Origin of the sequence: Pontibacter ruber (assembly GCF_023630205.1) — a bacterium.
GTDB classification, from domain to species: Bacteria; Bacteroidota; Bacteroidia; order Cytophagales; family Hymenobacteraceae; genus Pontibacter; species Pontibacter ruber.
Genome location: NZ_JALPRR010000003.1, coordinates 220,688 through 241,144 on the forward strand (window position 1 = coordinate 220,688; position 20,457 = coordinate 241,144).

Annotated in this window: 16 protein-coding genes and 3 tRNA genes; 11 read left to right on the forward strand and 8 right to left on the reverse strand. The window is 45.3% G+C overall.

Annotated features, from left to right (window positions below):
• Positions 1 to 147: 147 nt before the first annotated feature.
• A complete protein-coding gene (locus MJ611_RS12815; RefSeq protein WP_250430213.1) occupies positions 148 to 3,045 on the forward strand; it encodes a S9 family peptidase in 2,898 nt (965 codons plus the stop codon).
• Between the two features lie 339 nt (positions 3,046 to 3,384).
• A complete protein-coding gene (locus MJ611_RS12820) occupies positions 3,385 to 3,720 on the forward strand; it encodes a hypothetical protein (protein ID WP_250430214.1) in 336 nt (111 codons plus the stop codon).
• A gap of 122 nt (positions 3,721 to 3,842) precedes the next feature.
• Here the strand turns inward: MJ611_RS12820 and MJ611_RS12825 are convergent, their stop codons facing one another.
• Complete coding sequence (locus MJ611_RS12825) at positions 3,843 to 4,283, reverse strand: PaaI family thioesterase (RefSeq protein ID WP_250430215.1); 441 nt, start codon at positions 4,281 to 4,283, stop codon at positions 3,843 to 3,845.
• A gap of 154 nt (positions 4,284 to 4,437) precedes the next feature.
• Here MJ611_RS12825 and MJ611_RS12830 point away from each other — a divergent pair, with 154 nt between their 5' ends.
• On the forward strand, positions 4,438 to 4,824 hold the full coding sequence (locus tag MJ611_RS12830; protein ID WP_250430216.1) for a VOC family protein: 387 nt from the start codon (positions 4,438 to 4,440) through the stop codon (positions 4,822 to 4,824).
• Positions 4,825 to 4,886: 62 nt separating this feature from the next.
• Here MJ611_RS12830 and MJ611_RS12835 read toward each other — a convergent pair whose 3' ends face one another.
• The 5 genes from MJ611_RS12835 to MJ611_RS12855 all read right to left on the reverse strand — a co-directional run bounded on the left by MJ611_RS12835 (position 4,887) and on the right by MJ611_RS12855 (position 9,427).
• Positions 4,887 to 5,531, reverse strand: coding sequence for an HD domain-containing protein (locus MJ611_RS12835; RefSeq protein ID WP_250430217.1), 645 nt, complete (start codon positions 5,529 to 5,531; stop codon positions 4,887 to 4,889).
• A 55-nt stretch (positions 5,532 to 5,586) separates the two neighbouring features.
• Positions 5,587 to 6,093: an acyl-CoA thioesterase gene (locus tag MJ611_RS12840; RefSeq protein ID WP_250430218.1), complete on the reverse strand. Its 507-nt coding sequence runs from the start codon at positions 6,091 to 6,093 to the stop codon at positions 5,587 to 5,589.
• A 49-nt stretch (positions 6,094 to 6,142) separates the two neighbouring features.
• Positions 6,143 to 6,748: a TetR/AcrR family transcriptional regulator gene (locus tag MJ611_RS12845; protein WP_250430219.1), complete on the reverse strand. Its 606-nt coding sequence runs from the start codon at positions 6,746 to 6,748 to the stop codon at positions 6,143 to 6,145.
• Positions 6,749 to 7,490: 742 nt separating this feature from the next.
• On the reverse strand, positions 7,491 to 8,459 hold the full coding sequence (locus MJ611_RS12850) for an aerotolerance protein (protein ID WP_250430220.1): 969 nt from the start codon (positions 8,457 to 8,459) through the stop codon (positions 7,491 to 7,493).
• The gene (locus MJ611_RS12855) at positions 8,456 to 9,427 is read right to left on the reverse strand and encodes a VWA domain-containing protein (protein WP_250430221.1); all 972 of its coding nucleotides are present in this window, start codon (positions 9,425 to 9,427) and stop codon (positions 8,456 to 8,458) included. The genes MJ611_RS12850 and MJ611_RS12855 overlap by 4 nt, the downstream gene beginning before the upstream one ends.
• Positions 9,428 to 9,771: 344 nt before the next feature.
• On the opposite strand from MJ611_RS12855, the gene MJ611_RS12860 reads away from it, so the two are divergent.
• The 4 genes from MJ611_RS12860 to MJ611_RS12875 all read left to right on the forward strand — a co-directional run bounded on the left by MJ611_RS12860 (position 9,772) and on the right by MJ611_RS12875 (position 10,942).
• A tRNA-Ser gene (locus MJ611_RS12860) sits at positions 9,772 to 9,858 on the forward strand.
• A gap of 115 nt (positions 9,859 to 9,973) precedes the next feature.
• Positions 9,974 to 10,047: transfer RNA gene (locus MJ611_RS12865), tRNA-Pro, on the forward strand.
• Positions 10,048 to 10,119: 72 nt separating this feature from the next.
• Positions 10,120 to 10,193, forward strand: a tRNA-Arg gene (locus tag MJ611_RS12870).
• A 179-nt stretch (positions 10,194 to 10,372) separates the two neighbouring features.
• Positions 10,373 to 10,942, forward strand: coding sequence for a hypothetical protein (locus tag MJ611_RS12875; RefSeq protein ID WP_250430222.1), 570 nt, complete (start codon positions 10,373 to 10,375; stop codon positions 10,940 to 10,942).
• 9 nt (positions 10,943 to 10,951) lie between these two features.
• Here MJ611_RS12875 and MJ611_RS12880 read toward each other — a convergent pair whose 3' ends face one another.
• Positions 10,952 to 11,563: a recombinase family protein gene (locus MJ611_RS12880; protein ID WP_250430223.1), complete on the reverse strand. Its 612-nt coding sequence runs from the start codon at positions 11,561 to 11,563 to the stop codon at positions 10,952 to 10,954.
• Positions 11,564 to 12,258: 695 nt separating this feature from the next.
• On the opposite strand from MJ611_RS12880, the gene MJ611_RS12885 reads away from it, so the two are divergent.
• Entirely contained in the window at positions 12,259 to 13,758 is a 1,500-nt protein-coding gene (locus MJ611_RS12885) for a hypothetical protein (protein ID WP_250430224.1), read from the forward strand.
• A gap of 62 nt (positions 13,759 to 13,820) precedes the next feature.
• Here MJ611_RS12885 and MJ611_RS12890 read toward each other — a convergent pair whose 3' ends face one another.
• Positions 13,821 to 14,093 (reverse strand): hypothetical protein, encoded by a 273-nt coding sequence (locus MJ611_RS12890; RefSeq protein ID WP_250430225.1) that lies wholly within the window; start codon positions 14,091 to 14,093, stop codon positions 13,821 to 13,823.
• 443 nt (positions 14,094 to 14,536) lie between these two features.
• Here MJ611_RS12890 and MJ611_RS12895 point away from each other — a divergent pair, with 443 nt between their 5' ends.
• The 3 genes from MJ611_RS12895 to MJ611_RS12905 are packed head-to-tail and all read left to right on the forward strand — an operon-like array spanning position 14,537 to position 20,434.
• The gene (locus tag MJ611_RS12895) at positions 14,537 to 17,779 is read left to right on the forward strand and encodes a helicase-related protein (RefSeq protein WP_250430226.1); all 3,243 of its coding nucleotides are present in this window, start codon (positions 14,537 to 14,539) and stop codon (positions 17,777 to 17,779) included.
• Between the two features lie 2 nt (positions 17,780 to 17,781).
• Entirely contained in the window at positions 17,782 to 18,531 is a 750-nt protein-coding gene (locus tag MJ611_RS12900; RefSeq protein ID WP_250430227.1) for a DUF4391 domain-containing protein, read from the forward strand.
• A gap of 52 nt (positions 18,532 to 18,583) precedes the next feature.
• Positions 18,584 to 20,434, forward strand: a complete 1,851-nt coding sequence (locus MJ611_RS12905; RefSeq protein WP_250430228.1) for a site-specific DNA-methyltransferase — start codon at positions 18,584 to 18,586, stop codon at positions 20,432 to 20,434.
• Positions 20,435 to 20,457: the final 23 nt, after the last annotated feature.

Genomic DNA, 20,457 nt, shown 5'->3' on the forward strand with positions numbered 1-20,457 from the left:
ATATAAGTATAAGATTTCTCACTACCGTTCGAAATGACATTGAATCTCTTCACTCTTGTTTCAACATTCTTTACACCCCATGTTAAGAAAATTACTAATTTAGAAACCGAAACAACAACACAACTGATCTTAACCAATTAACTTACCATGAGGAGAGTTTTACTGCTGATGGCTTTGTTTGGCGCAGGACTCGGACAGGCAGAGGCACAGCAACAAACAGCTAAAAAACCGCTTACCCACGATGTGTACGACAGCTGGAAAGCCGTGGAAGGAGACATGATCTCCAACAACGGCAAGTACGTGCTGTTCAACGTAAACCCGCAGGAAGGCGACGGTGCTTTGTACATTAAGAACTATACTGCCAACAGCATGCAGCAGTTTGCGCGAGGTTCCAAAGCTGCCATTACCAATGACAGCCGCTATGCTGTTTTTCAAATCAAGCCGGAGTATAACAAGGTACGTGCGCTCAAGCTGAAGAAGAAAAAGGCCGATGATCTGCCTAAAGATTCGCTGGCTATTGTGGCGCTGGAGAACATGAGCGTGGTGAAGGTGCCGCGCGTGAAATCGTATAAACTGCCGAAGGAGGCTAGCAACTGGATCGCATACCAGTTGGAGAAGCCACTGCCGGGCAAGAAGGAAGCCAAGAAGGACGAGCCGAAAGTAACGGAAGGTGCACCGACTGAGAAAAAAGCAGAGGCTCCTAAAACAGCTGCCGCCAAGCCTGCTGCCAAAGGAAAAACCAAAAAATCAGAGGGTACAGAACTGGTGTTGCGCAACCTGCAGACAGGCCAAGAGCATCGTTTTACGCGCGTAACGGATTATTTCCTTTCCGACAAAGGCAACATGCTCTACTTTGTGAAAGACGAGCTGGACTCGCTGCACAAAGCCGGCGTGTTCGCCTTCAGCACCTCTGATCTGAAAGTGATGCCAGTGGATACCGGCAAGGTAACTTATAAAGCAATCAGTGCTGATAAAGCCGGCGAGCAGCTGGCCTTCGTCGCCACCATGGATACTGTGGGCGCCGACATTCGCTATTTCAACCTGAACTACTGGACGAAGAAAGAGAACAAGGCCCGTGTGCTGGCCGATACGCTGAGCAAAGGCATGCCCAAAGACTGGATGGTAAGCGAGCACGGCAACCTGAAGTTTTCGGAAGACGGCAAGCGCCTGTTCTTCGGTACCTTCCCTCGCCCGACCCGCTACGAAAAAGATACCACCAAGCTGGAAGAGGAAAAAGTAAGCCTCGACATCTGGACTTACAAAGATCCGCTGATCCAGCCGATGCAGCTTAAGCAGCTTGACAAAGAGCTGAAGCGTTCGTTCCTGGCCCTGTATGACCTTAAAGGGAAGAAAATGCAGCAGCTGGCATCGCTTGAAATGCCGGACGTATACCTCGACGCTTACGGACAGGCTGATGTAGCACTGGGTGTGAGCGATGAAAAGTATAAAATGACCATCGGCTACGATACGCCTACCAAGAAGGACGCTTACCTGATCGACCTGAAGAAGGGTACAAAAAAGCAGGTGCTGAACGAGACACGCGGCTTGCCACAACTTTCGCCGATGGGCGAGTTCGTTTACTGGTACGAACCTACTGACAGCAGCTGGCATACTGTGTCGGTAAAGGGAGGCACTAAAAAGAACCTGACCAAGAGCATTGGCGTGCCTTTCTTTGAAGAGGACAACGACATGCCAATGCTGCCGGGCAGCTACGACATGGCCGGCTGGGTCGAAAAAGACAGCTACCTGCTGGTATACGACCGCTACGACATCTGGAAACTGGACCCAAGCGGCAAAAAAGCACCCGTAAACCTCACCGACAAGTATGGCCGCACCAACAAACTGCGCCTGCGTTATGAGCAGCTCGACCCGGAGCAAAAATTTATCCCTGAAAACGCTACATTATACTTAAGCGCGTTCAACTATACCGACAAGTCCTATGGTTTCTTCCGCGACTTCGTGAGCAAAGCAACTCAGCCTGAGAAACTGGTGATGACGCCGAACTCATACTTGTCGTTGAAAAAGGCAAAGAATGAAAACCGTTTCACGTTCCGTAAAGGCTCCTACCGCGAGTATACCGATTTGTACAGTGCTGATCAGAGCTTTGCTAACGCCGAAAAATTGAGCAATGCAAACCCGCAGATAAACGAATACCTATGGGGGAATGTGGAACTGGTGAACTGGAAATCGACGGATGGAAAACCGCTGGAAGGTCTGCTCTTCAAGCCCGATAACTTCGATCCGAAGAAGAAATACCCGATGCTGGTATACTTTTACGAGCGCTCGTCTGATGGATTGCACCAGCACCGCACGCCGGCTCCAAGTGCCTCAACCATCAACATCCCATACTATGTGAGCAACGATTACTTGGTTTTTGTGCCGGATATTGTATACACCGACGGCTATCCGGGCGAGAGCGCCATGGACTGCATCATACCGGGTGTACAAACACTGGTGGCGCAGGGCTTTGTTGATGACAAGCGCATGGCGCTGCAGGGCCAGAGCTGGGGCGGTTATCAGATCGCTTACATGGTAACGCGCACCAACATGTTCCGGGCTGCAATGGCCGGTGCACCGGTGTCGAACATGACGAGTGCTTACGGTGGTATCCGCTGGGGCACAGGCCTGAGCCGTCAGTTCCAGTATGAGCGCACGCAAAGCCGTATTGGCGGTACGTTGTGGGAGAAGCCAATGCAGTATATCGAGAACTCGCCGCTGTTCTTTGCCGACCGCGTGAAGACGCCGCTGCTCATCATGCACAACGACCAGGATGGTGCGGTGCCTTGGTACCAGGGCATTGAATACTTTATGGCCCTGCGCCGCCTGAACAAGCCAGTATGGATGCTGGTATACAACGGCGAAGACCATAACCTGGTGCAGCGCAAGAACCGTAAGGATCTTTCGGTGCGCATGTCCCAGTTCTTTGACCATTACCTGAAAGGCGCTCCGGCTCCGAAATGGATGCAGCAGGGCGTACCGTCTACCGTGAAAGGGAAAGAGTATGGCTTTGAACTGATCGAAACAGCTGCTGAACCGAAAGAGTAGCAGTTATAGAACATGTAAATTTCAGAAAGAGCAGGCCTTAAGCCTGCTCTTTTGTTTTCTACACAGGCTGATTTCTCATAATGATAAGCACATGATTCAGCTATACTCTTCTTCTGTTTTTTTGATCAAATTATCCCTCCAAGCTTCATTAATAATAAACTAACTAAAAACCTTTTAATGGTTAAAACAGGAAAATTTAAACCCTGTCTGCCTTTACTGATTTGATGAAGAAGCTATTCTTTTTACAGTCCAATTTTGAAAATATTGTCTGAAATTATTTTATAAAATTTAGAACTTTTTTGAAGGTGCAGGTGTAGTAAAGTTAACAATTTAGTACTTATGATAGATTTGAATAGACTGCACGAAGGATTGCTTAATAGCACAACCCTAGTTGTCAAAGACTTAGGTAAGGAAGTAGAGTGTTCTTTCATTAAAGAAGGTCTTGTTACAAGTACTTTCAATATTGAAGAAGATGTGTTGATTGCTGCTCTGCGCGAAAAAGGGCTCAATGGAATTGTGGAAGGAACACAATTTGCAACCTTTAAAAATAACTTCAAAAGATTTACCCTGTGTGTAAAAGCCCGGAGGTTGTTCAAAGAGCTTTGCTATAGCTTACCGGAAGAGGCAAATACCGTTGTAAAGCAGCCGGCGTACAAAGAGGCGATGGTTGCCTGATCAATTTAGTTGATTTCTTATCTCAAAATATAAAGCCATTCGGCAAAACAAAGCTTGCTTGTATCCTACAGGCAAGCTTTGTTTTTTACCCCTGCCATACTTAGTACTTACCTGATCTAAGATCAAGCATACCCGTTCAGGTTCTCCAGTAGCTGCGTTGTCCGCATGAATTGGCCGGTACCAAATGCTACTTCCTTTCCTTTTTCATTTAGCAGTCGGGCCTCGGCTACGTACAGGTTCCTGGATTTGGAGCGTACCGTACCAATGGCGTGTAAAGTGCCGCTTGATACAGGGCGCACCAGGTTCAGTTGAAACGAGGAGGTGACAATAAATACATCTCTTACCAGCGATGCTACTGCAAAATAGGCAGCATCATCAAGTAACTTAAAGTATACCGACCCATGTATGGCCTGTGCCCCGTGAAAGAACTTCGGTGCTACCGGTAAGGTGATCTCTGTCCGCTCATGGCTTACCTCAATCGTACTATCGCTGTAAAATTCCTGGATCTTTGCTACGTGGTATAAGCGCTCTAGGCGCCGGTAATGTTCTGTTATTGGCTCCATATACTTTTTGCTTCAGAGAAAGCAAGTATACGTAAAGCTGCCTTACCTGCCAACCTCAATGCTACGGAGCGGGAGACTTATCGCTTTCTCAGGATTTGTGCCATGGGACAAAATAGTTTATACTTGCCCCACAACATCATACCTGCACAAAGCAATGAGTTACAAGTACGGACCCGGCATTAACCACCTCGAGTTCTGGGTTAAAGACCTGGAGCAATCGGTTGCCTTCTACAAAGCATTGTTTCCACTGATCGGGTGGTACGCGCTCAACGAAACATCCTATAGTTGTGGTCACCAGGAGATCTACTTCAAAGAGATGCCGGTTGAGTTGCACGATAGCCTTGGCGTGCGACACATCTGCTTTCATGCTACCAGCCGTGAGGTGGTTGATACGGTAGGGGAGTGGCTGCTAAGTATAAATGCCACCATTATCCGTGGCCCGCAGGAGATGGAATATACTGAAGGGTATTATACCGTAGATTTTCGCGATCCCAATGGCTTTGTGCTGGAGGTGTCGCATACACCAAATGTGGTGTTGTAATACGCTGCAAGCAGAAAGTATAAAGGCTCCTGAAACTGAGCCTTTATACTTGTAAGCTGATATTAACTTGCGCTCCCTGTAGCTGCTTTTTTCGCGATGCGCTCTCTTAAAGAAGAGGTGCAGATGCCGGCTGTCTCCAATTTCAGCACTGCCATTTCTTCGATCAGTTCCCGGAACTGCTCCAGGCAGGAATCGAAGCCGGTGTGCTTGCCCATCAGGAAAACGAACTCGTGCTCGATCTCGATCCAGGTGGAAAGGTCGGCGTGGTTGTGCTGGATTTGAACTTCCAGCTTGTCCAGTGCATTGGCTACTTTGGCCTCGTAGGTTGCTTTATCTTCAAACTCATACCATAGCTCGTAGATGTGCTGGCCAATTTCAGGCCCTAGCTGCTGGCGCAGGTTTTCGATGGCCTGTTGCTCTTTGGCCTGCTTCAGCTCTTTGGCACTGGCATCCAGTACATTAAAGGCCGGAATATCACCTGCTTCAGCCTCCACCAGGTCGTGCACGATGATCATTTTAAGCGTGCGGGCCATGTCGAGTTTCTGATCCAGGTAAGGCTCCAGCAGCACTGCCATCAGCGACATGCGCCAGGTATGCTCGGCAACGCTTTCCTGCCTGCCATTCGACAGCCAGCTGTGGCGAAGCTCAAACTTCAGTTTTTCGGCCAGTGCCAGTACCTCCAGCACTTTCTTCAGTTCATTTTTCATGAAAATGTTAGGTCAACGTTTATACTTGCAAAGGTAATGTAGAGCAAAGTACAAATCAGCCGACTGTAGCTAAACTGCGCAACTCTTTCACACGCTCTTCGAAGTAAGCGGTGGGCTTGCCTTCGCCTTCAACCACTACTTCCCGGAACAGCTGCAACAGGTCGTCTCCATGCTCTGCCTTCTGCCCTTTGCGGATGTCGATGTACGTAAAGCGGGTCCAGATAACGGATTTAATGGCGCCGGTTTCCAGGTCCAGCATCTGGCCTTCCATCCACAGGTCTGAGCCACTGAACCAGCGCAGGGAGGTGCGTATTGTAACGGTTTCCATAAACTTTACCTCGCGCAGGTAGGCGATTTGGTTTGCAGCTACCACCCAGGCCTTTCCGGAGGTCTTGCTGTGGGCGTAAATGTCGAGCTTATAGTTGTCGCGCAGCTGGTCTTCGCGGGCATTGAGATAGTAATCAATGTAGCGGCCGTTGTTCAGGTGACCAAAAGGATCGCAATCTTCGAAGCGAACCAGCGCCGTACTTTCCAGGATTTTAGATAATGTAGTTTTTGCCATAGCTTTTGAAGTATAAAAAGACCGATTGGTTTATTTATAGATAAAAAAATTAGAATTTAAGTTCCTGATCAATCATCAGTTCCAACTGCTGCAATACTGTAGCCAGGTACTTCGGGTCGCCATACGCCTTGGAAACCATCACGCCGCCTTCTACCATGCTCACGAAAAGTATGGAGAAGCGCTCGGCATCGGCAGAAGCCTTGAACTCACCTTGTGTAATGCCTAGCTTTACTATATTGGCAACGGACTTATGCAACCTGTTGAGCACCCGCACCACACTGGCACGCAACAATGGGTTGGTGTCATCGGCTTCTACCGAAGTATTCAGCACCGGGCAGCCACCCTGCACAGGAGGAGCTATCAGATAAGTTTTGTAAAAGGAGAGGAGCGCCTGCAGCTTAGCTGTAGCAGTGATTTTTGCGGCTATCTTTTCTGCAAGGAGTTGCGTTACCACACCGGCAGCATGTTCGAAGGCAGCCAGCGCAATTTCCTCTTTGCTCTCGAAATGGCCGTAGATCCCGCCTTTGGTAAGTCCTGTGGCAGCCATAATATCCTGCATAGACGTACCGGCATACCCTTTCAAATTAAAAAGGTGCGCTGATTTTTCCACGATCAGGTGGCGGGTCCGTTCTGCTTTGCTGCTTGTAGCTTCCATGGTTTAGGTAATAACGCAAAATAAACCAATCGGTTTATAATAAACAAGTGGTTTATACTTTAGATATAGTAAAATGTTTTGGAAGTGGAGAGGTGAGGTAGAGGAACACTAAATTATAAACCCACCTCTAGCCCTATCACAAGAGGGGAGTTGGCCTTTAGCTTTTGCAAGTATAGATTTCATAGTTGCTGTGGTCCAACCACCCCTTGCCCCTCAGAGCTACGCTCGCTAGCTTCGAACTCGCGTTCTCGCTAGTCTAAGGAGGGGAGCTTTACTGGCTGTTGCTATACATGAAAGTATTAGTTTCATCGTCCAAGTATAGACACACCCCTGCACCCCTCTCAAGAGGGTAGTTTCTGCTACTGCTATAGCTCATGTATGCGTTTCATTGCTGCTGCTGATATAACACGGACAGGTCGCGACCTGTCCCTACAAGGAGTTTCAGTTGCATAGGAGCTTACGAAGCAGTGTTGTTTCCAGTCCTTGGGTTGAGCGCCTTGTGCATGTTGCGGTGCCACGCCAGTGGCAGCCCGCAGCGGAGCGAGGAGCAGCTTCAGGCACACAGCGCGATGCCCGAGGACGAGGCCCCGCGGCCTTGAGCGCCCCAAAGTTAACTATGAAAGTATAGGCTTATAAGACTGAGGGACAGACAAAGGCTTGCCGGCGCCGAGTATAAACGATAGCTATTAAGAGATAGGCTAAGCTAAGTTAAACAACAATCATTGTTATACTTCAAACTCTTTTACCAATCCGGCTTTGAGGGATCAGGTTTGTACTTTGCTTTTTTAGGAAGCTGCTGAATGTATTGCAACTCGGCATTGCGCATGGCATCGAGCAGCATGTTAGCCTTTTCCTGGCTTATTTTTACTTCTTTCAGGCGGCTGCCTCGGGTCTGAGCACGTTTGTCCTGGTCGCCTGCCTCTTCCGCGCTGCCAGTCCGCTGTTGCTGACCCGGATCAAAGTTATTGTTGGTATTCAGTCCTTCCTGGTCGCCCTGTTCTTTGCCAGATTGCTGCTCCTGATCTTTTTGCCCCTCCTTGTTTTGTTTGCCCGGTGTGCTTCCGTCTTTGTTATCGCCGCCTTTGTTTTCCAGCTCACCGCTATCAGCTTGCTCAGGTTTCTCTATTTCTTCCTCCCGGTCGCCGTTGTTGTCTGGCTTCTTTTTAGGTTGCGGCTCCAGGTCTTCTTCTGCAGGAGGAGGCTGGTCATTGTTTTCTTCCTGCTGGCCCATCTCATCCATTGCTTGCTCGTCTTCCGGCTCTTTGTCTAGCTCCGGGTGCTGGTCGAGGTACTTTTTCAGCAGCTCGTAATTGTAGCGGGCAGTTTCGTTGCCTGGCTCTGCCACGAGTGCGTTCCGGAACAGAGCCAATGCCTGCTTATACTTTTTGCCTTCTGCTGCAATGTTGCCCATTTGCAGCAGCGCCATGGCACGCATGCGGCTGGAAGGATGATCGGTTAAGGCGGCGTATTGCTGCTGTGCCTTTTGCAGTAAGCCTGCACGGAAGTAAGTATGGGCCAGGTTTAATCGCAGTTGGTCGTCTTCTACATCCAGGTCATTGAGGAGGTATTCGTAGGCATGCATGGCCGTGGTGTAATCTTCCTGACCGTATGCCTGAGCGGCCTCTTTGGCATACTCGTTTATTTTGGTGATCGTTTGAAGGCCACCGGTAACCAGGCTGATCAGAAATATGACGAAGAACAGCGGTTTCATATCCTGATAAGCTTAATGGTGATGAGCACATCCAGCACGATCAGAAACAGCGCCAACGCCAGCGGGTAAATATACTTGTTAGCGGTTACGTCTATGGTTTTGCTTTCGCGCAGTTCTCCTTCGATGTTATTGATGGCGCTGATCAGGCGGCTGACTTCGCTTACCCGGTCGTTTACTTCAAAGTATTGCCCATCGGTTTGCTCCGCCAGCTGCACCAGTTTTTCCGGGTTTAAGCGGGTGACAACTGTTTTGCCCTGCCCATCTTTTTTGAAGCCCTGCGCTGTAGGAATGTTGCTGCCGTCTGTTGTGCCAATGCCGAGCGTAAAAACACGGATATTCTGTTCACGCAGTTGATCCGTGAGCTTGGTCATGTCTACCCCGAAATCCTCGCCATCACTTATAAGTACAAGCACGCGTGCTTTCTGCTCCTCAGCATTCCGATTGGCCGGCTGCCCGAATTTCTCTGATACCAGCTGCAGCAAAGGGCTATAGTTGGTGCCGGTGTTGGGTACAAGCCCTGTGCGGAGTGTTTGGGTGTAAAGGTGCAGGGCATTCTGATCGTAGGTGAGGGGGCTCTGAATAAAAGCTTCTGAAGAGAAAACGATCAGGCCGATCCGGTCGGAGTTGAAGCGGCTGATCAGGCGCTGTATCTCTTGTTTGGCTTTTTCCAGTCGGGAAGGCTGTACATCGGTGGCCTCCATCGACCCGGAAAGATCCACAGCGATGTAAAGGTCTTTACCAATTGTTTTGATCTCCTTTTTCATTGCCCCAAAAGAAGGGCCCAGCATAGCAACAAGCAGCAGGCCTACGTACAGATGGCGCAACACGAACTTGAACCAGACGGCATGCGGCCGCTGTCCGAAAAAATTGGCTACCCGGCGCACCCGCAGCAAATACCCGATGTACAACCCCAAAAAGAGGGTGCCGAACAGTATTTCGAGTAAAGTAATTGTCTGGTACCAGGTCATGTGCTTTAGTAACAGGGGCCATTTTATACGTTAGTTACCCTGCCATCGACAAATATACTAAAGGCTGCCATAACTCGGCAGCAAAAGTACCTGTATTGCTTTCAGTGAGGTTTATAGTGGGTAAAGAGGCAGTAAAAAGAAGGGTGGCAGATTTTTTTTCTATTTGCTTAATTTTTTTTCGGGAGGTTGCTCAATAGCAATTCGTATATTATCAAATACTTATGTTTAAGTGGAAGTATAAAAAGAGATTTGAGGGTAGTTTGAGGGCATAAAATTTATTGCAAGGTGTTGCTTGGTCTGAGGGAATGTTGTATGTTTGCAATCTCTTCAGCAGGGAGAGACCCGGAGAGGTGGGTGAGTGGCTTAAACCAGCAGTTTGCTAAACTGCCGTACTGGAAACGGTACCGGGGGTTCGAATCCCCCCTTCTCCGCAAGCGAAAAAATATTTTAAATAAGTTTTGACAGTTTAAAATCTTCGCTTACTTTTGCACCGCGTTCAACAATAACAGCGACACAGTCGCTTCCGGAGTTGAAGGTAAATCAGTTCGGGGTGTAGCGTAGCCCGGTATCGCGCCACATTTGGGATGTGGAGGTCGTAGGTTCGAATCCTGCCACCCCGACTAAAAAAATTTCGGAAGCAATTCCGAAATTTTTTGTTTAAGGGTAGAGCATCTGCTCTCCTGACAAACGCTGGTCTCGTAGCTCAGCTGGATAGAGCAACTGCCTTCTAAGCAGTAGGTCTTTGGTTCGAATCCAAACGGGATCACGATTTAAACAATGGAAACCCTCTTTACAGTATTGTGGAGAGGGTTTTTGCTTTTATGTACAACATTTGTTGTACATGGATTCTCTAAATACTTACTTCTGTTGTACTTGCACCTTTAGAAAGTAGAAGGTACAAAAAGTTAATCAAATACGAAAAGGAATAGCTCGTCTCTATAATTTATGGTAAATTTTATAGCTCAACGAATGTCTGGAGGATATACATATACACTAACGACCTACGCTACTAAGTACTTAGCTGAGGCTGAAAGTTTGTATGGACCTAGAATGACTAACTATATATATGCCGGAATAGAACTAGTTGCAGAGGGAGGCCCAAGAACATGGTATCCTCAAAATAAGTATGTTGTAATTCAACTTACGCATTCTACTGCCTCCAATTTGAGACAAGGGATTTTTCAATTATCACACGAAGTAATTCACCTACTGTCTCCCAATGGTATGTCGACTACAAACAATCTAGAAGAAGGTTTAGCAACTTTGTTTTCGAAAAAGGTTACAGACAGAGATACCGGTGATGAAGACTATGCGGAAATATCCATTGCCCCAACTAAATATTATTACCCTTATACTTTGGTGAGCCAACTTCTTGATATTAATCCGGATGCAGTGATTGAGTTACGTAAAGTGCAGCCTATGATCTCAAGTATTACAAAAGGCGATTTCCTTAAAGCTAATTTGGAAATCCCTGAGGAGTTGATAGAAGAGTTGGTAAAACCGATGGAATATTAAATGTTCATTCTATAATTGCTTCTTTACCCTCTGCACTGTGCTTACTCCTACGCCAGCCAGTTTTGCTGTTTCCCTAATAGACTGACCAGCTTTGAGGTACTTCATTACCTTAGGGTGTTGCTTGCAAATATCCTTTTTGCTACCGGCTGGTCTTCCCAATACCTTACCTTTGCGTTTCGCTTCTGTAAGTCCTGATTTCACCCTTTCAATAAGGGTAGCACGTTCCATTCTGCCAATATCGAGTAGTATGGTTGTGAGGAATAACCCCATTGAGTTTACCGAACCATCAGCATTCAACGTTTCAATCTGGTAGTTCTTAACCACTACTGATACTTTGTGATCATGCAAGGTTTCCAAGGTTGCCAATGCTTCAGGTGTGTTACGTCCTAACCGGCTAACCTCATGTATCAGCACCTTGTTTATCTTTTTGCTTTGGGCTAACAGCAGCAAGCGTTGTATGCCTTTACGTTCCGCATTCTTTTTTGCACCTGACACTGTTTCGCTAATAACCTCTACAATAGTATAGCCTCTTGCACCGGCATACTCTGTCAGTTCTGTTATCTGCCTGTCTGTACTTTGTTCTGCTGTTGAAACCCTAACTAGTAAAGCTGCTTTGTCCATTGTCTGATGTTCTAATGTTAGTATAAAGATAGGTTAATATATTCAAATAAATTAATGTTTAAGTGAATACAATTTTAGCTCCTAAAAGTGTGCGATAACGTGTGGTATATGCTGGTTTTTCTGCAGACCTTTTTCTGAACACACCTTATACTAAACAATAGTTATTTGGTGTATCAAGAAATCATGTTAATGTTTCGTTTAACGCATTAACTCCTCCAGATCAAGATCATCCAAGTATGGTTCTAACAGCTTCCGGTCAACGAAGCCATGGACCAACACTATCTGATTATCCTCCGGTGAGTACCATACTTCGGCTAAAAAGCTTGGCATATGATAGAGCGCTACGCTGCAGCCCATGTACGAACGAATAGCAAGAAACCGTCCATGCTCCCATACAAGTTCGGCTCTTTGGCTGCTTGCGTAGCAATTAAATTTGTAGTAGTCCATTTGATCAGTCTATACCAGGTGATTGGCCCTTATACCTTAAATAAAGTTATCTTTCAATAGTAATCAGCCATACGTTTCAAAATTGATAAAAGCATATTTGTGGAAATGGATGGCCAACCAATGCTGCGAGTGCAGCTATCGTCATCCTCCTTTACCCGGATTCTTATACGGAGAAGGAACATTACTTCGGGCGGTGAAGAACTACTAATAGAGGATCTCCAACGACCCACCCCTAGTACCATGTTTAGTTGCAAACTAGAATTACCGTAGCCCCGGCCCTTACTTATAAGGACGAAATCTACAACGAATCAATTAACAGAACTTCGGTCATCGTGCTTGACCGGTTACAGGTGAACTTAGTACCGTGTAACAAAAACATAACTTATAGCAAAGACTACCTAGCAAGAACTTATTCAACGAGAATTGAGGGGAAGTATAAAATCACAGACTCCATCATTCTGGCCTTAAACCGAAATGGCTTACCTGGTTTTAGTTACTCCCTGAAAGTTTACTGCAACGACGTACTGGTGGGAGAAATGGGTATAACACCCTATGGCCGAGGTATTGATACTAGACTAATTAACTTCCGATTGGATAATCGTTTGCTCTACACAGAGAATTGGTTGCAGTACTACGATAACGTAAAGCAAGCACTTGACTTAGAGTTCAGGAGCTTCAACTATGTTGAGATTGCCTATGACAGCCATGGTAAATATCCTTTGATTAAGCACCTGATAGATAACTCTACAGACAAAGATATAGGAGCAGAAAACCATAAGTATAAAAAAGTAACGAGAACGACAGCTGTTCCTACTGAGAGAGGGTATAGAGTAGGGAGTAGCACATCTAGTAAACTTCTTTTGGTTTACATTAAGTTAAGACCAGGTAAGGAAACTGATAAGCCTCATATTGATGACTTATACAAAGTGATCGGTATGAATACTAAGCAACAGATCGACCGGGTAGAGGCAAGATTAAGAAACAAATTCCTTCACCGGTATCAGCTCACTGAAGAAGATTTTACCAATCCTGTTGTGCTTGAACAACTCTTCGCTGACGCTGTTGGGAATGATCTGAGTTATTATGTAATCTCCTCTATGTATCATGATCACCATGGTAACAAGAAATACAGTGAACGCATAGATCTTATTGATTTGACCAAACTAACAGGTACTTCGATAACGAAAAGGATACCCATTCCTGTAAAGGAGGAAGTCAAGATCAGAAGAAGTTTTACCATTACGTTTAAAAAGCTGCTAACTAATTATCTGAGAGAGGGAAGAATGGAAGATTTGGTGTACTTAAGGCACTACATAAGCCAGGAGTGCAACGCCATTGTCCCCATAGCCGGTCATCATATCAGCGATGATCACGATATGAATCAGGCGCTGAACAGGGAGAAATATAAGGCTTTAGTGAATATCTGTATCGATGACTACGATGGCATAATAAATGGCGAGGTGCTAGAGAGGATGGAGACGGTAGTAGGCAAGCTCTTTGAGACAAAAGAGGATAACACCGTCGTTGCTCAGGTAACTAGGAAACCTATTCATGTATACCCTCCAATCAAAGACACTTGGAGAGTACAGAGAGAAAAAGTAAAAAGTAAGGTCAAAACGAAGACGATCAGAGTGCGAGTGGATGAGATCATGTACACCCAGTTCAAGGAGATATGCGAGAAAAAGGAGAGTAGTTATAGCAGCGTTATCAGGAACCTGATAGATAAATTATTGATGTCAGAAGTATAAGCTTAAGACCTGCGGGTGTTTCCTTATCAACGTTATCGCGTGATAGGTACACCAGCAGGTAGCTACTTCTTACCATGCGCCTCAATGATGTCTCTAGCTACCTTCGCTACTTCCTCTTTACTGCCGGCAATAATCTCCTGGCCATTAACGAGAGTAGCAGCGTTATTCATATACGAAAGGTAGTAAGGTTTGATCCCACGGAAGATAGTGCCGGAGAAGTCTCCGTAGCGCTCTATTACCAGGTTATACTTCTTATTCGTCCACAACCAAGACTGCACTTTTACAAAGCCAAGTTCGATAAATGGATCGATAGTGAGGGCTTGTGTGTCTAGCATTCGATGAACTCTTTCTTAATTGATTTGTTGGCTGTTCGAATCATTGTAACGAAGCCGATTAGACATAATTGTACTTGACACAGGAGCTCCAGATAAGAGTTTTCATAGCGTACCTTAATGAGCTTTAATCGCACTAATACCAACAATAATAGTACTTTATGTGCCTTTTTGTACCATTTTTGATGAAGTTTTTGACCTTACACCCACCCGGTATCCCTATAACCACCACCACTCCCCCCTTTCACAATGTCTTAGGTGGCCGCAGACGTGATGCAGGACCAGTTTTTGAGTTTTAATTTCAGAAAATGAATAGAATACCCACCCCCAGATTTTCACGTGGCAGGGCCAAAATTTTGTTAGCAAAAATTAGCTAATAATAATCATATATTATAATATTTTATATTTTTTATGTACTTTCAAGACTAGAGTTATAACATCACATCATGGAAAGTACATCTACCGAGCATAAACAGCATAACCGTATCGGTCTTACTTTGAAGGAGAGCATAACGAAAGGATCTAAACTCTCTGTCATCTCTTCCTACTTCACCATTTATGCCTTTCAGCAGCTACAGAAGGAACTGGAAACAGTAGAAGAGATACGGTTTTTGTTTGACAACCCAATTTTCGCTTCAGGGCCGGTTAATCCTCACACTATTTCTCCGGTGCAGCTTTTAGGAGACTATTCGGAGAACGTATTCAAAACTAAACTCAATCTCCAGAGAGTAGCTAAGGAGTGTGCTGAGTGGATAAGCACGAAGGCAAAAATAAGAAGTGCGAAACACACCAACTACATTGGTACAAAGCTCCTCCATGTACACAACGTAATACCCGGACCCGTCGCTATCAATACTTCCAGAGCTGACTTTACCGCCACAGGCCTCGGCTTTGCTCCAAGTAATACGCGATTCTTCTACAACGTAGTTACCAGGGAGAGTGAAACTATGGACATGCTACAGTTCTTCAACGAGCAGTGGGGGAATCCAGCTTTCGTGGATGATATCAAACAGGATGTATTGAAGCAACTGGAGTACGCATATAAAGACCAAACACCACAGTTCCTGTACTACTTTACGCTCTACAATCTCTTCAAAGATTATCTGGAGGAGCTGGACGAAGAGAGAATTGTAAAGTCGAAGACCGGCTTCAAGGAAACGTTGGTTTGGAACAAGCTCTACAAGTTTCAAAAAGATGGTGTTCTAGGTGCTATTGATAAGATTGAACGTTACAACGGCTGTATCATTGCTGATTCAGTCGGCTTAGGGAAAACGTTCGAAGCACTGGCAGTTATCAAGTACTACGAATTACGAAATGACCGGGTACTAGTGCTTTGCCCAAAGAAGCTGCGGGAGAACTGGACAGTTTATACGCTAAACGACAGACGCAACCCACTGGTAGAAGATCGTTTTAACTACGATGTGCTGAATCACACCGACCTCTCCAGAGAAGAAGGTTTATCCGGTGAGATCAATCTGAAAACCATCAACTGGGGTAATTATGACTTGGTAGTTATCGACGAGTCCCACAATTTTCGGAACAACAATGCACACCGGGATCACCAGACCAGGTATACTCGGTTGATGAACCAAATCATAAAGGCTGGTGTGAGAACGAAGGTGCTCATGTTGTCGGCTACACCAGTAAACAACCGTATGAATGACTTGAAGAACCAGGTTGCATTCATCACGGAAGGCGATGATACTGCTTTTGAAGCGAACGGCATCGATAGTATCCATGAGGTGATGAGACGCGCTCAAGCCCAGTTTAATAAGTGGCTCAGTGATGAAGAGATGGATAAGACGGTAGAAAGCCTACTGGAGACGTTAGATTCACGTTACTTTAAGCTTTTAGATCTGGTTACCATTGCACGTTCTCGTAAGCACATCGAGAAGTACTACAACATCAGTGATATTGGCGAGTTTCCCAAACGTAACAAACCAGACAACATCAAATCAGATATTGATCGGCTAAATCAGTATCCATCGTTGCACCACGTGAACATGGAGATCAGACGGCTGAACCTCAGTGCTTATGCACCACTGAAGTACATAAGACCGGATAAAGAAGAAGAGTACAGCGCCAGGTATGACATGGTGGTTGCATCCGGAAGGCATTTCAGGCAGAAGGACCGGGAAGAGAGCTTGATCCATCTGATGCGTGTGAACATGCTCAAGCGTATGGAAAGCTCCATCAACTCATTTGGCATTACACTACAACACTTACTTAAGAAGATAGATCAGTTGCTTGAGAAAATACAGAATAAGTCAGAGTACTACGACGAAACCTTATCTATTGAATCTGTAGACTTCGAAGACCCGCTACTGGAGGACTTCCTTATTGGCAGCAAGACCCGGGTGCTCCTGCAGGATATCGATGACGTACGCTGGAAGGATGATCTGCTGGAGGATCGGAATAGACTCCAGCAATTGCTCGATGCAACCCTCCAGGTTGATTCGGAACGAGACAAGAAGCTCCTGGATTTAAAGAATCTGATCAGAAAGAAGGTTGAGCACCCAATCAATCCTGGTAACAAGAAAATTATCATTTTCACGGCCTTTGCCGATACAGCCAACTACCTATACGACAAGATAGCGGCTTGGGCAAAAACAGAGCTAGGTGTGTCTAGTGCCCTTGTTACCGGTGCCGGTCAAAACAGAACAAATCATCAGGGAGTACGAAGCGACCTTAATGAGATACTGACAAATTTTTCGCCGGTATCCAAGGAGCGCAACCACCAATACCCATATGCTAAAGGTGAAATTGACATACTCATAGCTACTGACTGTATATCTGAGGGACAAAATCTACAAGACTGCGATTACCTTGTAAATTTTGATATTCATTGGAATCCAGTGCGAATCATCCAGCGTTTTGGCCGGATTGACCGACTTGGTTCTAAGAACAACGTCATACAGTTGGTAAACTTCTGGCCTAACATGGATTTGGATGAATACATCAATTTGGAAGCGCGTGTAAGCGGCAAAATGGTGTTACTAGACATTTCAGCAACTGGTGAAGAGAACGTAATTGAGCAGACAGAGAAGGATCAGATGAATGATCTGGACTACCGTCGTAAGCAGCTGGAGCAGCTTCAGGATAGTGTGGTGGATCTGGAAGAGATGCATGGCGGTATATCTATCACAGACCTGACACTGAACGACTTTAAAATGGAGTTGATGGAGTACCTCAAGACACACAAAGGGGATCTGGAACGTACTCCTACAGGTGTTCATGCCGTTGTTGCTTTCGCTGAGCCGGACATACAACCTGGCGTTATCTTCTGTCTAAAACACCTGAAGGAAGCAGCCATTTCAAAGCATACTCAAAATGCACTGGCACCTTACTACATAGCATACGTGAGCGATACTGGTGCAATCGTAAATGGCTTTACCCAAAGTAAAAAGATATTGGATATCTATCAGAAAGTATGTGGTGGCCGGAAAGAAGTACTGCCTGAGCTTCTCCAAGGGTTTAAGAAAGATACCAGACAGGGGAACGACATGAGCCACTATCAGAAGCTTCTGGAGGACGCAGTACAACACATAAAAGGTAAGAGCTTAGAGAAAGGTGTGATGAGCCTGTTTAGCCCAGAAGGCACGGCCACTTTTAAAGAACAGATACAATCCATAGCGGATTTCGAAGTAGTATCGTTCCTGGTAATCAAGAATCCACAAGAACAGGTATAGCCATGGATTTCCTGAGTATACTCAACATACCAGCTGCTTGCCTGGTTGATCAACGTATACCGAAGACAAGCATCATAACAGGAGCTGAACTCTGTATAGCCGATAAAAAGTTATTACAGGACGAGGCGCAGGAGGTTAGATGGATAGCAGCATTCAAGCCAAATAATGCCGCCATACCTGCCTATACCGATGAGCTTTACAGTTACAACGAGGTGCACTACATCCTGCTAGAGCTGAAGCAGGAGGCTAAGTATAAGAAGGTGGCAGAACTGTTGCAGAAAGCAATGCCGTACCCGCTGGTGCTTTGGATCGTGGTTGATAATAAACTATGTGTATGTACTGCCAACAAGCGCATAAATCAGAACGATACGGGTAAACGCACCATTGAAAACGTTACCTTTGCACCCTGGTTGCCACTGTTAGTTGATGACAGTATTACTCTTGCATTTTTAAGCAGCTTGGCAATAGAACTTCTTCCACAGCAAGATCTGCGAGCGTTTTACCAAAGTATAACAATCCGCATTCACAACCTGGAGGCAGCACAGCTAACCGGAGCCTACACTGTAAAAGGAGCTGACAGCACCCGCAGGGACGTGGAGAGGCTGGCAGCGCTAAGGAAGCTGACCGAGGAGATAACACGGTTAAAGAAAGAAATAAAGTCTAGCACGGCTTTTGGGGAAAAGGTTACGCTGCACATACGGCTGAAGAAGCTGGAGGATGAGCGGGATCAGCAGCAGAAGGCCCTACAGTAAAGCTGCCCTATATTATCAACATACATCACTAACGACATACCATATATATACTATGGACACCATTACCAAAGATCATGAACTGGCCCAGAGCCAGAACATAGTGGCCGACAACATTAATAAGCTTAAGCAATTATTCCCAAGAGTCTTTGTTGAGGGGAAAATAGATTTTGATGAGTTGCGCTCAGTTTTAGGAAACTATGTAGAGAAGGAGAACGAACGTTATCATTTTACTTGGCATGGCAAGGCACAAGCGATACGCGAGGCACACAAAACATCCACTGGTACACTACGCCCATGTCCAGATGAGAGTGTGAATTGGGAGAATACAAAAAACTTGTACCTAGAGGGAGATAATTTGGAGGTGCTCAAGCTACTGCAGAAGAGCTATCACAGTCGCGTAAAGATGATCTATATCGATCCTCCATACAATACCGGTAAGGATTTTGTTTATAAAGACAATTATTCGGACAACCTCAAAAACTATCTGGAACTGACGCAACAGGGAAAGGATTTTGGGACAAACTCAGAAACCAGCGGACGCTACCACTCTAACTGGCTCAACATGATGTACCCTCGACTCAAGTTGTCCCGAAATTTGCTGCGAGAGGATGGAGTGATCTTTATTTCGATTGATGATACTGAAGTTGGTAACTTAAGGAAAATAGCTGATGAGATATATGGAGAAGAAAATTTTGTAGCAAACGTGATTTGGCAGAAGAAGTATAGCCCACAAAACGATGCTAAGTATTTTTCGGATAGCCATGAGCATATCATTGCTTATGCTAAAACAAAAGAAGCATTTAATATAGGTTTACTTCCAAGAACTGATGAAGCGAACGAGAGATACAAAAACCCAGATAATGATCCGAGAGGAGCATGGAAATCAAGCGATCTGACTAGGCAGGAGTTTAGACCTAATGATTACTATCCAATAGTTAGTCCCAAAACCGGTAAGAGCTTTTTTCCTCCAAAAGGTAACAGTTGGGGCAGACCAAAAGAAAAAGTTGAAGAACTCATATCAGATAATAGGATATGGTTTGGCCCTGATGGAAATGGCCAACCCTCACTTAAAAGATTTTTATCGGAAGTAAAACAAGGAATTACTCCGCAGACTATATGGGAACGAAAAGATGTCGGAGATACACAAACCGGTAAAAAACTTATAAAAGAATATTTTGGAAATGTTTCAATTTTTGAAACTCCTAAGCCTCCACAACTCATAGAGAGAGCAATGGTCATTGCTAATGTTAATGAAGGAGATATTATACTTGACTTTTTTAGTGGCTCAGCCTCTACTGCAGAGGCAGTATTAAGATATGATAAGACACTTAATTATGTTTTAGTGCAAATACCGGAACCAACATCTGAAAACTCAGAAGCTTATAAAAGTGGTTTTCATACGATAGCTGAAATTGGTAAAGAACGTATTCGTCGTGTTATCGAAAAGATCAAAGAAGAAGATCAAGAGAGAGCTAAACGTGTTGATATTGGATTCAAAGTATTTAAACTTGATAGCTCCAATATAAAAGATTGGGATCCCTCTACAGTAGAAATTCAGAAGAGTTTATACGACAGTATTAACAATATCAAAGAAGACCGCAGCGAGTCAGATATACTTTTCGAGGTGCTGCTCAAGTACGGCTTAGATCTAACACTACCAATTGAGGAGTATAAAATAGCCGGCAATACAGTATTCAGCATTGGTAGTGGTATACTTCTAGTCTGCCTGTCTCCAAACCTTAACTCAGATACAATTGCTGGTATGGGTGAGTTGAAGGACGACCTGTCGCCGGAGGTGTGCCGTGTGGTACTACGCGACAATGGATTTAAGAATGATGTGGCAAAGACTAACGCTATGCAGGTGCTTAAACGCTACGGCATAGAAGACGTGAAGAGCATCTAAACCAAGGATCAACCTTAGCCATT